The following is a 12,939-nucleotide window of genomic DNA, read 5'->3' as shown; positions in this document are numbered from 1 at the left end:
GGGCCCGGAGGCCCGCGCAATGGGAGGTGCCATCTGGAGGAGAGGTGTTCCGATCGACCGGAAGTGCAGGCTGGAAAGCCGGGGAGAGGGACCAGCTGGCATCCGGGTGCCGCTTCCGTGGGCACATTGGAACGCGCCGCGATGACAGGGGCATTCAGGCCGGATGACGCTCGCGTGACACGTGCCGGAAGCGCTGGGAGGCGTGGGCTGTGGTCGGCCGGGCGCGATCCGGGGGCGCTGCGCGCGAATCCCGGCGGGGGGCGGATGCGATGAACTGTCATATGACAGCACTGTCATCAAAATGACACGTCGTTGACCCATTCTGCGCGGCGCCGGCCCATGCCGTGCCGCGCCACCGCATGGCCCGACGCGGCCGGCTTCGCCCTCGCGCCTCCACCAACCGGGAATGTCCCCCATGCGCCATTCGCTCCCCGCCGCCGCGCTGGCCTCCGCCCTCGCGATCGCCAGTGCCCCTGCGTCCGCCCAGTCCGCGCAGGCGCAGGAAATCGCCGAGCTCAAGGCCCAGATCGCCGCGCTCGCGGCCAAGGTCCAGGAACTCGAGACCCGGACCGACGCCCAGTCCGACATCAACATCGCCACCCGGGAAAACCTGGACCGGATGGCGACCACCCAGCCGGTGGTCGACACCAGGGGCGGGATCAAGGTGACCTCCGCCGACAAGACCTTCGAGGCCTCGCTCGGCGGGCGCATCCACTTCGACGCCTACGCCTTCGACCGCGACCAGGCCGACACCACCGGCACCACCGAGTTCCGCCGCGCGCGCCTGACCCTGCAGGGCAAGGCCTACGGCTGGGACTACAAGCTCGAGCAGGACTTCGCCGCGGGCAGCAACCTCGACGGCCTGCGCGATGCCTACATCGCCAGGTCCGCGCTGGGCGGCAAGTTCACCGTCGGCCACTTCAAGCCGTACCGCTCGATGGAGGAGCTCACCAGCTCCAACGACCTGCTGATGATGGAGCGTCCCTTCGCCTCGGCCACCGGCCTGTTCGGTGGTCGCCAGTTCCAGCAGGGCGTGGGCTACCTGCGTGCGGGCGCGAACTACACCGCGGGCTTCAGCGCGTTCAACCTGCGCGGCGCCAGCGGCGCGCGCAACGAGGGCGCGGGCTACGCCGGGCGCGTCACGTTCGCGCCGATCAACACCGCCGACAGCACGCTGCACTTCGGTGGCTGGATCAGCCAGGAGAACGCGAACAAGGGTTCGGCCGACCTGGTGGCGTCGGTCAACTACGCCGGCCGTCGCGGGCCGTCGCAGACGATCGCGACCGTGAGCGGCGCCAGCGGCGACGAGGTCACCGCCTATGGCGTGGAAGCGGCCGGCGCCTTCGGTCCGCTGTTCTTCCAGGGCGAGTACGCGAACGCCGCGTTCGGGCAACCGGTCGGTCCCGACCAGGACGTCTCCACCTGGTACCTGCAGGGCAGCTGGCACCTCAATGGCGGCCACAAGCCGTACAAGGCCGGCACCGGCGTGTTCGGTTCGGCGCCGGTCGCGGGCGCGGGACTGTGGGAACTCACCGCGCGCTACGACTCGATCGAGAACCGGGACGTCGCCGATCTGGACGTGACCAGCTGGCTGCTGGGCGTCAACTACTACGTCAACCCGGCGCTGCGCTTCATGTTCAACTACACGCGCGGCGACAACGGCTTCAACGGCGACGAGACCGGGCAGTACGCGCTGCGGACCCAGTTCGCGTTCTGAGCGGAGCAGTTCTTGGCCCGCGCGCGGCGGAGCGTCCTGTTGCCGTCCGTGCGCGGCGCGCTCAGTCGGCGAGCGTGCCGGCGTCGACCCGGCTGAACCCGCCCGGCGCCTGCTGGAACCCGGCGGCCAGCAGCGACATGCGCAGTGCGGGATCGTCGCTGCGGGCGAGGGTCTCGATCCGGTAGCCGCCGTCGCCGTCGATCTCCAGCCGCGCCTCGAACTGGAGCGGACCGCCCGCCTGTTCGGGCGCAAGCGCCAGCACGCCCCGGCGGCCTTCGCATGCGGGCGTGCCGGAGAGAATCATGGGCGTCACTGCGTCGTCGGCGAGCGCGAGCTCGAGCCTCACCCGGCCGCCGGCCTCGCGGCAGCCGCCGTCGTCGAACAGCAGGCCTGCCTCCTCCAGCGAGGCGCGCAGCGACAGTCCGGACGGCGCCGGCAGTGGCACCACGCCGCTGGCGCCATCGAGGCCGCGCAGGTGCCCGGTATGCAACCGCAGCGACACGTCCGGGCCCTGCATCCACACCTGGCGGTGCCCCGCCAGCAGCGGCAGCGGCGACAGGCCCAGGCGCACGTCGCCCAGCGGCGTGGCCTGCCAGTGCAGCTGTCGCAGGTGGCCGCGCCAGACCGGGCCCTCGACCCGCGTCGCCGACAGCGCCGCCGGCAGCGACAGCCGCGGCAGCACCAGCTGGAGCGGCGCGAACGCCAGCGTGCCGGACACCAGCGCGGCGGCGAACCACAGGACGAGCCGGCGGCGGCTCATGGCGCGCGTCCGCCGAAGCCGACGTCCGCGCGCAGCCGGCCCTCCGCGGGTTCGACCCGCAGCGAGGAGGGCGCCAGGCCATCGTCGGCGAGCGTTCCCAGCCAGGCGAACAGCGCCGGCGAGGCCACGCGTTCGAACTCGAGCACGAAGGCGCCGTCGGCCGCGCTGCGCTGGCGGCTCGGCGCGAGACCTGCCGCACGCGCGCTGTCGAGCACATGCCGCTGCAGTGCCTCGCCTTCGAGCATCGCGACCCGCGCGGCGCCGTTGCGATTCACCGAGAGCGCGGCGACCTCGGCCTCGGCGGTTCGCGAGGCCGAGACCGCCTGGTCGTAGCGCGCGCCGGCCCCGTCGCGCAGGGCGCGCAGCGGCCACAACAGGCCGTACCACCACGCGAAGCCGGCGACCAGCACGGCCATCAGCGCCAGCATGACGCGCTCGCGCGGCACGCGGGCGCGCCACCAGTCGGTCGATCGGGTGGGCGGGGTCATGCGTCGGGCTCCAGGGACACCGCGGTGCGCAGGCCGCCGTCGGCGTCGCGGCTGCCGCCTTCGACCAGTCGCCAGCCCTCGGCGGCCAACGCGCCGCGCAGCGCGTCCAGGTCGTCGGCGCCGGGGTGCGCGATGGTCGCGCGCAGGCGGTCGCCGCGCTGGTACTCGAGGTCGACCAGACGCACCCCGGGCCGTGCGGCCACGGCGGAGAACAGCGCGCCGGTGGCCGCGGCGAAGGCACGCGGTTCGCGTGCGGCCTGCAGTTGCGCATCGAGCGTGTCCACACCGCCCGACGGGGCGGTGCCGGGGACGGGCAGTGCATCCCGGACCACGGCGGAGACGCGCGCCTCCAGCGAGCGCGCCGCCAGCGTCAGCTGCAGCGCCTGCGCGGCGACCAGCAGCAGCGGCGAGATCGCCAGCGCGGCGGTCAGCCAGGCCAGCCGCCTGCGGCCGGCGGGTCGCGTGCGTTTCCATGCCGGGACGAATTCGCCCTGCAGCAGGTCGATGTCCGGGCGCAGCGCGCGCGCTGCGAAGCGGACGAGGTCGCCATCGAGCACCACCCGCTCGCGTTCCCCGAGGACCTGCGCGGCCAGCGCCGGCTCGGCGGCGAAGGCCATCGCGTCGGCGCGCACCAGCCAGCGGTCGCCGGCATCGAGCACATGCGCCGCACCGGAGGCATCGGGCACGGGCAGCAGCAGTTGCTCGGGGACCGCGGCGTCGATCGCCAGGCCGAAGGCGGCGGCACGATCGAGCCATCCCCGCATCAGCGCCGCCTCGACCGCGGCGACGGTCCGCAGGGGCCCGGCCTGCGCGGAGTCGAGCGCCACGTGCAGTGCGTCCGCGCGCGCCAGTCGGGCGGCGAGCAGCGCGCGCGCCGCGGCTCGTGCCTGCGCCGCGCTGTGGGCGGGAAGATCGAGCCGGTCGATGCGCACCGCGGTCCCGGGCACCACCAGCACGGTCGACGCAGCGGCCGGCGCGACCGGTGCCGGCGTGCCGGGCTGCAGCTGCGCACGTGCGAGCACGCGCCCGTCACCATCGACGTCGAGCAGGGTGGCGGCGGACGCGGGGTCCGCAGGCAGGAACAGGATGCGATGGTTCATTCGTCAGGGGTCCATCGCCGCGCGACAAGCCGCACGGGGCCAGCGGTGTCGGCATCCAGCAGCGCGCTCAGCACCACTTCGGCGCCGTCGTACTCGACTTCGGTGCGCAGGGCGAAATAGCGGGTGCGCAGGCGCAGCTGCTGCAGCACGTGGTCGGGAAGCGGGACGGCGATCGCCTGCGCGAACGCGGGGACGTCGCGCCAGCCGCCGGGCGGACGCGCGGCGATCACGCGGCGTGCGCCGGCAGGGTCGAGCGTGTTGTCGCTGAGCATCGCCAGCAGGGGCGCATCGTCCGGCCCCAGGGTGTTGGGGTTGAGCGGCGACAGCGCGCTGTCGGGCTGCGCGCAGACATGCGGGCGCAGGCGCGCGTAACCCGCCGCGTCGTAGCCGGCGATCGCGCGCAGCTCGCTCACCTCCGCCAGCAGCGCGCCGGAGGTGCGGTAGCCCGGGCCGCGGTGGGCATAGGCGGCGTCTTCGCCCCCCGCCGGGGACGGCGACTGGTCGCTGTCGATCCAGTCGACCAGGGCGTCGGCCATCGCCCCGGCCTGCACCGGCGAGTACCCGAGCGCCTGCATCAATGCGAGGTACTGGCGCACGCCGGCCTCGCGCCGCGCCCATTGGCCCACGGCGCCTTCGACCACGCTGTTGAGGTTGAAGCAGGCGCTGGCATCGTCCAGGCGGATGCGCATCGTGCCGCCGTCGATGGGGAACACGAACGGGCGGCCGTTCCAGCCGCCCTCGAGCGTGGTGCGTCCGTCGCCGCGGTCGAGCTGATGGATGCGCGCGCGCGCGAGTTCCTCGCTTCCCAGCGCGTACCACTGCGCCTGCGCCATCGCCTGGGCGTTGCCGGTGCGGCGCAGGCCGAAGCGGATGTCGTCCAGCACCGCCGTCAGCAGCACGCTCATCACCGCGACCAGCAACAGCACCGTGAGCAGCGCGGCGCCGGCGTGTGGCGCACCCGTCGCGTGCGCCGGCCTTCGGGCGCATTCGCGCCTGGTGCGGGCCGCGCGGGCACGCGCACGATCGCCGCGACTCATGGCGCGGACACCGGCAGCAGGAAACGCTGGCGCACGCGGCCGATCGCGTCCAGGTCCAGTTCCAGTTCCACCGCCGCCGGCAACGCCGTGGCCCCGCCGTGCCAGCCGTCGTTCCACGCCTCACGCTCGAGGTAGGCCACGCGTGCACGGGTGATGCCGTCGAGCAGCACCCGCGCAGGCGCCGGGGCGGCGCCGTCGACCGCGGCGCGTGCGCTGCGTTCCAGGCGGCCGTCGACGATGCGGTATTCGACGTACTCGAGCGAGGCGCGCGCGGCGGCCTCGGGGTTCTCGCGCCCGCGGCGCACGAACGCGAACAGCGGACCCGATTCGCCGGGACGGCCGCCGACGAAGGCGTCGCGGGTGTTGCTGCCGTCGGCGCGTCGCACCAGGCGTACGGCGGCCTGGGACAGATCGGCGCGGAGCAGGGCGCGCGCGCGCTGGAACTCGCCCAGCCGGTCCATGCGTTCGCGCAGGATCTGCTGGCTTTCGACCGCATGGCCCATTACCGCGACACCGGCGGCGGCGATCAGGCCGAACAGCGCCAGCGCGACCATCACCTCGAGCAGGGTGAAGCCGCGGCCGGCGGCGCGAGGCGCCGGATACCGCCGCGGCTTGCGCATGCGATTCCAGGCGCGGCTCATCGCGGCAGGCTCCGGAACAGCGCCACCTCGGCCGCCACGCGCGATTCGCCGGGTGGCGAGACCCGGATGTCCACGCGCAGAAGGGCCGGATCGGCGGTCGGCGTGATGGAACGCGTCCACTGCCAGTCGCGGCCACCCGCGTGCTCGCGGCCGCCGGCATCGGCGGACAGTGCGCGCACGTCGAGGGTGGCGGCGTCGACCGCGAGGGTGTCGGCGACCACCGCGGCCAGCACGCGTTCCTCGATCGCCACCGCGGTGCGCGTGCTCTCGCCGGCCAGGTTCAGCAGCCCGAGCACCGCGAGCGCGAACACCGCCAGCGCCACCAGCATCTCGATCAGCGAGAAGCCGGCCTCGGCGCGGCCACGGCGGCGCTGCCCGCCGCCGCATGGCGCATGCACGTCAACGCGCCGGGCCATCGATCACCACCGTTCCGTCGGCATCGACCGCCACGCGCGCGCGCCGCCCTTCGCGCACCAGGACCAGGGCGCCGGGCTCGGTCGCCCCCGTGGGGTCGAACCGGAACGCCTGCCGCGCTTCGCCCGGCGGCAGCCGCGGCTGCGTGCCCGCGTCCCAGTCGACCGGCGCGAAGGCACGGCCGTCGAGCGGCTGCCAGCCATCGAAGCGGCGACGCGAGAACCCGTAGCCGCGCGTGGTCACGGCAACTTCCACCGTACGCATGCCGAGGATCGCCTCGTCGCGCGCATGCGCCAGGCGCGCGGCGAACGTCTCCGCTTCGCCGGCCAGCACGTCGTCGTCCGTGGGCAACGTCAGCGCCACGGTCGCTCCCGCCAGGCCGATGACGGCCAGCGTCACCATCAGCTCGACCAGGGTGAAACCGCGTGCGCGCCGCATGGCTGTGAGTCAGCGCCAGTTGCCGATGTCGGCGCTGTCGCCGTCGCCACCATCCGCCCCGTCGGCGCCGAACGAGTACACGTCGAAGCCGCCGCTGCGGCCCGGCTGGCGATACTGGTAGGCGTTGCCCCACGGATCCTCCGGCAGGCGGCGGATGTAGCCGCCCTTGCGGTAACGCTCCGGGCGCGCCAGCCCCGACGGCGCACTGAGCAGCGCGTCCAGGCCCTGGGCACTGGTGGGATAGGCGAGGTTGTCCAGGCGATAGGTTTCCAGCGCCTGCTCCAGCACCGAGATGTCGGCGCGCGCCTTCTCGGTCATGGCCCGGTCCTGGCTGGGCATGACGTTGATCATCACCACCGTGGACAGCAGGCCGATGATGACGATCGCGACCATCAGTTCGACCAGGGTGAAGCCGGCGGAGCGGCGCGGATGGAACGGACGGGTGTTGCGGCTGTGCATGGGGCCTCCGGTCAGCCGGCCACGAGGGCGTTGAACTGCAGGATCGGCAGCAGGATCGCGAGCACGATCACCGCCACCATCGCGCCCAGCACGATGATGATCAGGGGTTCGAGCAGGCTCATCGCCGCCGTGGTGAAGGTGTTGAACTCGCGTTCGAGGTAATCGGCCGCGCGATCGAGCATCGGCGCCAGGCGGCCGCTGTCCTCGCCGCTGGTGGCCATGTACAGCAGGGTCGGGGGGAACACCGCCGCGCGCTTCATCGCGCTTGACAGGCTGCCGCCCTCGCGGATCACCTCGACCATCGCCTCGGTGGCCTCGCGCAGGACCGTGTTGCCGACGGTGCGCGCGGTGATCGCCAGGCCTTCGATCAGCGGCAGGCCGCTGTCGGACATGGTCGCCAGGGTGCGCGCCATGCGCGCGGCGTGCACGTCGCGCAGCAGCCGGCCGAGCAGCGGCAGGCGCAGCAGCGCGGCATCGGCGCGGCGGCGGATCGGCGGCCGGCGCAGCAGGCGGGTGGCGGCGTACACGGCGAGCGCCAGCAGCGCCAGCAGCGGCAGCCACCAGGTGGACAGCACCTCGGATACGCCGATGACGATGCGCGTGAGCAGCGGCAGCTGCCGGCCCATCGACTCGAACTGCTCCACCACCTTCGGCACCACGAACACCATCAGCGCGATCACCACCCCGACCGCGGTGACCGCGAGCGCAGCCGGATACACCAGCGCGGAGACCAGCTTGCCGCGCACCTGCTGGTCGCGCTCGTGAAGATCCGCAAGGCGCTCGAGGATCGCCGGCAGGGCGCCGGTGCCTTCACCGGCGGCGACCATGGCGCGGTACAGCGGGGGGAAGGCGCGCGGCTCGCGCGCCATCGCATCCGACAGGCGGAAGCCTTCGACCACGCGGGCATGGATCGCCATCACCACCCGCCGCACCGGTGCGCGCTCGGACTGGCTGCCGATGGTGCGCAGCGCTTCCTCCAGCGGTGCCACCGCCACCAGCGTGGCGAGCTGGCGCGTCAGCAGGGTCAGGTCCCTGGCGCCGAAGCGGCCGCGCCGCGGCGTGGCCTGCTCCGCATGCGTGCCGGCCGGCTGCAGCCGCACGGTCAGCAGCTTGCGGCCCTCGAGCAGCCGCCGCGCCTGCATCGCGTCGCCCGCCTCGACCACGCCCTCGCGGCCGTGGCCCTGGACGTCGAGCGCGGAGTACTCAAACGCCGGCATGGTCCTGCGGCTCCTGGCGGGTCACGCGCATGGCTTCCTCCAGCGTGGTGTCGCCGCGCAGCACGGCGGCGCGGGCGGCGTCGTCGAGGCGCCCTGCGCGTGCGAACGCAGACGCCGCGAGCGCATCCTCGTCGGCGCCGCCGCCGATCAGCTGGCGCATGCGCTCGTCGACTTCCAGCGCTTCGTGGATGCCCAGGCGTCCGGCGTAGCCGGTGTGGCTGCACTGCGGGCAGCCGGTCGCGCGGTACAGCGTGGCGCCAGCGGCATCGTCGCCGAGCAGCGCCGCCGCGGCCGCATCGGCCGCGATCGGCTGGCGGCAGGCGGTGCACAGCCGGCGCAGCAGCCGCTGCGCCAGCACCAGGCGCAGGCTGGAGGCGAGCAGGAAGGGTTCGATGCCCATGTCGCGCAGGCGCGTCACCGCGCCGGGCGCGTCGTTGGTGTGCACGGTCGAGAGCACCAGGTGGCCGGTGAGGCTGGCCTGGACCGCGATCTGCGCGGTCTCGGGGTCGCGTACTTCGCCGACCATCACCACGTCCGGATCCTGGCGCAGGATGGCGCGCAGGCCGGCGGCGAAGCTCATGCCGACGCGTGCGTTGACCTGGGTCTGGCCGACGCCATCGATGGCGTACTCCACCGGGTCCTCGACCGTGAGGATGTTGCGGCGGCCGTCGTTGAGCGCGGCCAGCGCGGAATACAGCGTCGTGGTCTTGCCGGCGCCTGTGGGGCCGGTGACCAGCACGATGCCGTTGGGCACGCGCAGCGCGCGGCGCAGCGCCTCGAGCACCGCGGGCTGCATGCCCAGGCCCTCCAGCGTCAGCGTGCGCTGGTCCTTGTCGAGGATGCGCATGACCACGCGCTCTCCGCCGCGCGCAGGCAGCGTGGACACGCGCACGTCGAGTGCCTTGCTGCCCATGGTCAGGCCGATGCGGCCGTCCTGCGGCAGCCGCTTCTCGGCGATGTCCAGGCGCGCCATCACCTTCACGCGCGAGACCAGCAGCGGCGCGATGCGCCCGGGCAGGCGCAGCGCCTCGCGCATCACGCCGTCGACGCGCATGCGCACCACCAGCGCCGATTCGAACGGTTCGATGTGGACGTCGGAGGCGCCGATGCGCGTGGCCTCGGCGATCAGGCCGTTGATCAGGCGGATCACCGGCGCGTCGTCGCGGGCATCGAGCAGGTCGGCGGTGGCGGGGAGGTCGCCGGCGAGCGCATCGAGGTCGCCCGGCAGGGCGAGTTCGCCGGCGCCGCCGGCCAGCGCGGCGTCGGCGTAGAGTTCGGACAGCCGGCGGTCGAAACTGGCGCGCGGCAGCACCTCGACATCGAGTTCGACGCCGAGACTGCGGCGCGCCTCCAGCAGCGCGACGGGATCCGCGTCCTCGCGCAGGCCGACGCGTGCACGATCGCCCAGCGCCAGCAGCACCACGCCCTGGTGCTTGGCGAACGCGTAGGCGAACGCGGGCAGGGGCTCGCTCATCGCGTGTCGTCGGCGCCGACGGCTGCCGGGTAGGTGGGCGCGGGGACCGGCGCTGTCGTGGGCGCCGTCGTGGGCGCCGGAGGAGGCATCGCCGGCGGCGTGGTCCGCAGGTAGTCGCGGACCAGTTCGTCCAGCGCGTTCTCGCGCTCGCCCACCACCGGCAGCTGGCTGCGCATGTAGCCGTAGCGGTTCGCGCTCATCGCCTGCGCATCCGCGGTGCTGCGCACGATGGTCGGGCGGATGAAGACCATCAGGTTGGTCTTGTCGCGCGAGCGCGAGCGGTGTCGGAACAGCTGGCCCACGATCGGGATGTCGCCCAGCAGCGGCACCTTCGACACCGTGTTGCGGTCGGCCTGGTCGAGCAGGCCGCCGAGGGCGACGATCTCGCCGTCGTCGACCAGTACCCGGGTCTCGACCTCGCGCTTGTTGAGCACCAGTTCGGAGAAGTCCTCGCTTACCGGCCCGGCGATCGACGAAACCTCCTGGCGCAGGGTGAGGGTGATGCCGCCTCCGGCGTTGATCTGAGGCGTGACCTCGAGCTGGATGCCGACGTCCTGGCGCTGGATCGTGCGGAACGGGTTGGAGTTGCTGTCGCCCAGCACCTCGCCGGTGGTGGTGGGCACTTCCTGGCCGACCAGGATCCGCGCCTCCTCGTTGTCCAGGGTCAGGATCGACGGCGTGGACAGCAGGTTGGACGCGGTATCGCTGTTCACCGCGTCGATGATCAGGCCGAAGGTGGCGTTGTCGTTGCTGCCGGCGATGCCTGCGAGCGCGCCGTTGATGCCCAGCAGCGACTGGATGGCGGCGCGGCGGGCGAGTTCGAGCGCGCCGTCGTCGTCGTCGTCATCATCGTCGCCGTCGCGGCGGCGTTGCTCGGCGTACCAGCCGCCGGCCAGCGGCATGATGCCCGGGCTGGCTCCCGGGTACTGGGTGGCGAGGAAGGGGATGTTGCTCCCGTCCTTGCCGGCGATCAGCAGCTGCGCGCCGAGGCGGCGGGCGGCGTTGTCGGAAATCTCGACCACGATCGCTTCCACCAGCACCTGCTCGCGCCGCGTGTCGAGCTGGGTGATCACGTCCACCAGCAGGCGCTGGGTCTCGGGATCGGCGTTGATGATCAGCGAATTCGAACCCGGGTACCGGACGATGGTGGGGCGCTTGCCCGGCACGGCGGTGATCAGCTGGGCGGCCGCTGCGTCGGGGTTGGCCGCGCTCGCCGCGACCGTGCCCGCGCCGTCCTCGCCATCCGGCGACTGCCCGACCAGCTGCTGCAGCACGGGCAGCAGCTGTTCCGCGCTGGCGTGCTGCAGCCGCACCACGCGCACGCCGCCGGTGCGCTCGGCGCGGCGGTCGAGTTCGAGGATGGTCTGCACCACCCGCTGCACCGCGGACGGTGCGCCGCGGACCACGATCGAGTTGCTGCCCTCCACCGGCTGGATCGAGAGCTGGCCGCCGCGGGCCTCGCCGCCGCCGAACAGCTGGTTGACCGTGGCGGCCACCTCGCGTGCCGAACTGTTGCGCAGCGTCACCGTGTCGATACCGGCGGTGTCGCTGTCGATCTGCGCGACCAGGCCGCGGATGCGGCGGATGTTGTCGGCGTAGTCGGCGATCAGCAGGGCATTGCCCTGCGGCGTGGGCACGACCACGCCGCCGCGACCCACCAGCGGCTTGAGCGTCTCGGCGGCGATGCGCGCGTCCACGCTCGACAGCGGCAGCACCTGGGTGGTGAACGCCGAGCCGCCCACGCCGCTGCCGGGCAGCTGCGCGGCAGCGGTGTCGGGCACCACGCGATAGGCGCCCGGGCCGGCGGACACGGCCACCAGGCCGTTCGCGCGCAGCACCGCCAGCAGCACGCCCAGCAGTTCGGCCTCGTCCATCGCCACGTCGCGGGTGATGTTGACGCTGCCCTGCACCGCGGGATCGATGATGAAGGTGGTGCCGGTGGCGCGCGCGACGTCCTGGATGAAGGCGCGGATGTCCGCGTCCTGTGCGGTGACACCGGAGCTGGCCTGCGCGAACGCGGCGGGTGCGGGCGGGAGCGCCAGCGCGCACACGAGCGCGGCGGCGAGGAATCGCTGGTTCACGGTGTGGGTGCCTGCAGGGTCGCGGTGCGGACCTGGCCGTCGCGCCGGTAGGTGAGGGTGATGGTGGCGGCACCGGCGAGGCTGTCGCCGAGTTCGGCGTAGCGCTCGGGCGTGAGCGCCTGGCCGTTGACCGACAGCAGCACGTCGCCGGCCTGCAGTCCGGCCTGGCGCAGGACCGCGCCGTCGCCGCGGGGAATCACGGTGTAGCCGGCCTCGCCGCCGCCAGCGTCGATCGAACGCAGCCCGGCTTCGGCCAGCAGTTGCGTGGGATCGATCGTGGGTGACGCGGCGTCGGCGCCAGTCGCCGTTCGTGCTGCCGGTGTCTGCGTCGCGATCGGCTTTGCCGCCGCGGGCGGACGGTTGGCCGGGATCGCTACCGGGAACCGCAGTTCCGTTCTGCGGCCTGACGATTCGAGGATCGCGTGGTCCGCGTGCACGGCGGCCAGCACCGCGCCCGGCGCGATCTCGTCACCGACCGCGTACGACCGCTGCGTGCCGGCGCGATCTGCCACGATGGCGCTGCCGCCCGCGGCGCCGCCGCGCGTTGCATACAGCCGCAGGCCGGAGGTGTCCGCAGTGGCGCCGGGCGCTGCACCCGGATGGAAGGCGTCGATGGCCAGGCGGTCGGGTCGCGGCGCCATCGTGTCGGTGGCGGCCCCGGGGATCGAACCCAGTGGCGCGGGCGGCAGCAGCAGCCAGCCCAGGCGCGCGCACTGGAGCGCCAGGAGCACGACGACGCCCGCTTCCGCCATGCGGATCAGTGCATCGGTGCCACCGAGCCTGGACAGCAGCGCTTGCGGATCGCGAAAGGTCGGGAATGCGGGCACGGGTCGACGGTCATGGCGCGTGGTCGGCGCCGTCGCGACAGGATGCGAAGGTTTTGTGACAAGGGAGTTTCAGCTGACACATTTGTGTCGGTCTGGCGCGACAGGATCGTCGCGGTGCCGGGATGGCCGGCTGCTGATCCGTCGACCTGTCGCGACTTGATCGTTACGAACGTCGTGCAGAAACCCGTGGAAACGCCATCGGTGGAGGTGTCACTTCGGAGAGACGCCACGCCCCGTCGCCGGAGGATCGCTCTTCCCTCGGTCAGGGCCGCTACGCGGTCGGCCC

At 73.2% G+C, this 12,939-nt stretch carries 13 protein-coding genes; 1 reads left to right on the top strand and 12 read right to left on the bottom strand.

Translation table 11 applies throughout. The annotated features are described in order from the left end of the window. Positions 1-415 precede the first annotated feature (415 nt). Positions 416-1,717, top strand: coding sequence for an OprO/OprP family phosphate-selective porin (locus QFW81_RS02860; RefSeq protein WP_280577058.1), 1,302 nt, complete (start codon positions 416-418; stop codon positions 1,715-1,717). A 61-nt stretch (positions 1,718-1,778) separates the two neighbouring features. Here QFW81_RS02860 and gspN read toward each other — a convergent pair whose 3' ends face one another. The 12 genes from gspN to QFW81_RS02800 are packed head-to-tail and all read right to left on the bottom strand — an operon-like array spanning position 1,779 to position 12,653. Continuing rightward, positions 1,779-2,477 (bottom strand): type II secretion system protein N, encoded by a 699-nt coding sequence (gene gspN, locus QFW81_RS02855; protein WP_280577057.1) that lies wholly within the window; start codon positions 2,475-2,477, stop codon positions 1,779-1,781. Beyond that, complete coding sequence (gspM, locus tag QFW81_RS02850; protein WP_280577056.1) at positions 2,474-2,965, bottom strand: type II secretion system protein GspM; 492 nt, start codon at positions 2,963-2,965, stop codon at positions 2,474-2,476. The genes gspN and gspM overlap by 4 nt, the downstream gene beginning before the upstream one ends. After that, a complete protein-coding gene (gspL, locus tag QFW81_RS02845) occupies positions 2,962-4,065 on the bottom strand; it encodes a type II secretion system protein GspL (RefSeq protein ID WP_280577055.1) in 1,104 nt (367 codons plus the stop codon). The genes gspM and gspL overlap by 4 nt, the downstream gene beginning before the upstream one ends. Next, on the bottom strand, positions 4,062-5,102 hold the full coding sequence (gene gspK / locus QFW81_RS02840) for a type II secretion system minor pseudopilin GspK (RefSeq protein ID WP_280577054.1): 1,041 nt from the start codon (positions 5,100-5,102) through the stop codon (positions 4,062-4,064). The genes gspL and gspK overlap by 4 nt, the downstream gene beginning before the upstream one ends. Then, positions 5,099-5,722, bottom strand: a complete 624-nt coding sequence (gene gspJ, locus QFW81_RS02835) for a type II secretion system minor pseudopilin GspJ (protein ID WP_280577153.1) — start codon at positions 5,720-5,722, stop codon at positions 5,099-5,101. The genes gspK and gspJ overlap by 4 nt, the downstream gene beginning before the upstream one ends. A gap of 17 nt (positions 5,723-5,739) precedes the next feature. Continuing rightward, a complete protein-coding gene (gspI, locus tag QFW81_RS02830; RefSeq protein WP_280577053.1) occupies positions 5,740-6,159 on the bottom strand; it encodes a type II secretion system minor pseudopilin GspI in 420 nt (139 codons plus the stop codon). Next, on the bottom strand, positions 6,143-6,595 hold the full coding sequence (locus tag QFW81_RS02825; protein WP_280577052.1) for a GspH/FimT family pseudopilin: 453 nt from the start codon (positions 6,593-6,595) through the stop codon (positions 6,143-6,145). Before QFW81_RS02825 ends, gspI begins: the two co-directional genes overlap by 17 nt. Positions 6,596-6,604: 9 nt before the next feature. Next, positions 6,605-7,054 carry a type II secretion system major pseudopilin GspG gene (gene gspG / locus QFW81_RS02820; protein ID WP_280577051.1) on the bottom strand — a complete coding sequence of 150 codons (450 nt, stop codon included), beginning with the start codon at positions 7,052-7,054 and terminating at the stop codon, positions 6,605-6,607. An 11-nt stretch (positions 7,055-7,065) separates the two neighbouring features. After that, positions 7,066-8,271 carry a type II secretion system inner membrane protein GspF gene (gspF, locus tag QFW81_RS02815; RefSeq protein ID WP_280577050.1) on the bottom strand — a complete coding sequence of 402 codons (1,206 nt, stop codon included), beginning with the start codon at positions 8,269-8,271 and terminating at the stop codon, positions 7,066-7,068. Continuing rightward, positions 8,258-9,745 (bottom strand): type II secretion system ATPase GspE, encoded by a 1,488-nt coding sequence (gene gspE, locus QFW81_RS02810; RefSeq protein WP_280577049.1) that lies wholly within the window; start codon positions 9,743-9,745, stop codon positions 8,258-8,260. Before gspE ends, gspF begins: the two co-directional genes overlap by 14 nt. Further along, positions 9,742-11,826 (bottom strand): type II secretion system secretin GspD, encoded by a 2,085-nt coding sequence (gene gspD, locus QFW81_RS02805; protein WP_425603955.1) that lies wholly within the window; start codon positions 11,824-11,826, stop codon positions 9,742-9,744. Before gspD ends, gspE begins: the two co-directional genes overlap by 4 nt. After that, positions 11,823-12,653, bottom strand: coding sequence for a type II secretion system protein N (locus tag QFW81_RS02800; RefSeq protein ID WP_280577048.1), 831 nt, complete (start codon positions 12,651-12,653; stop codon positions 11,823-11,825). The genes gspD and QFW81_RS02800 overlap by 4 nt, the downstream gene beginning before the upstream one ends. Positions 12,654-12,939: the final 286 nt, after the last annotated feature.

The organism is Luteimonas kalidii (genome assembly GCF_029887935.1).
GTDB classification, from domain to species: Bacteria; Pseudomonadota; Gammaproteobacteria; order Xanthomonadales; family Xanthomonadaceae; genus Luteimonas; species Luteimonas kalidii.
Note: the sequence above shows the minus strand (reverse complement) of the source record. Positions and strands in the feature narration are given on the sequence as shown.

What these genes read in the sequence shown, in the direction of transcription:
- gspL (WP_280577055.1), bottom strand. Translation starts at nt 4,065, where the DNA reads ATGAACCATCGCATCCTGTTCCTGCCTGCGGACCCCGCGTCCGCCGCC.
- gspG (WP_280577051.1), bottom strand. Translation starts at nt 7,054, where the DNA reads ATGCACAGCCGCAACACCCGTCCGTTCCATCCGCGCCGCTCCGCCGGC.
- QFW81_RS02825 (WP_280577052.1), bottom strand. Translation starts at nt 6,595, where the DNA reads ATGCGGCGCGCACGCGGTTTCACCCTGGTCGAGCTGATGGTGACGCTG.
- gspI (WP_280577053.1), bottom strand. Translation starts at nt 6,159, where the DNA reads ATGGCCCGGCGCGTTGACGTGCATGCGCCATGCGGCGGCGGGCAGCGC.
- gspN (WP_280577057.1), bottom strand. Translation starts at nt 2,477, where the DNA reads ATGAGCCGCCGCCGGCTCGTCCTGTGGTTCGCCGCCGCGCTGGTGTCC.
- QFW81_RS02860 (WP_280577058.1), top strand. Translation starts at nt 416, where the DNA reads ATGCGCCATTCGCTCCCCGCCGCCGCGCTGGCCTCCGCCCTCGCGATC.
- gspE (WP_280577049.1), bottom strand. Translation starts at nt 9,745, where the DNA reads ATGAGCGAGCCCCTGCCCGCGTTCGCCTACGCGTTCGCCAAGCACCAG.
- gspF (WP_280577050.1), bottom strand. Translation starts at nt 8,271, where the DNA reads ATGCCGGCGTTTGAGTACTCCGCGCTCGACGTCCAGGGCCACGGCCGC.
- gspK (WP_280577054.1), bottom strand. Translation starts at nt 5,102, where the DNA reads ATGAGTCGCGGCGATCGTGCGCGTGCCCGCGCGGCCCGCACCAGGCGC.
- gspM (WP_280577056.1), bottom strand. Translation starts at nt 2,965, where the DNA reads ATGACCCCGCCCACCCGATCGACCGACTGGTGGCGCGCCCGCGTGCCG.
- gspJ (WP_280577153.1), bottom strand. Translation starts at nt 5,722, where the DNA reads ATGCGCAAGCCGCGGCGGTATCCGGCGCCTCGCGCCGCCGGCCGCGGC.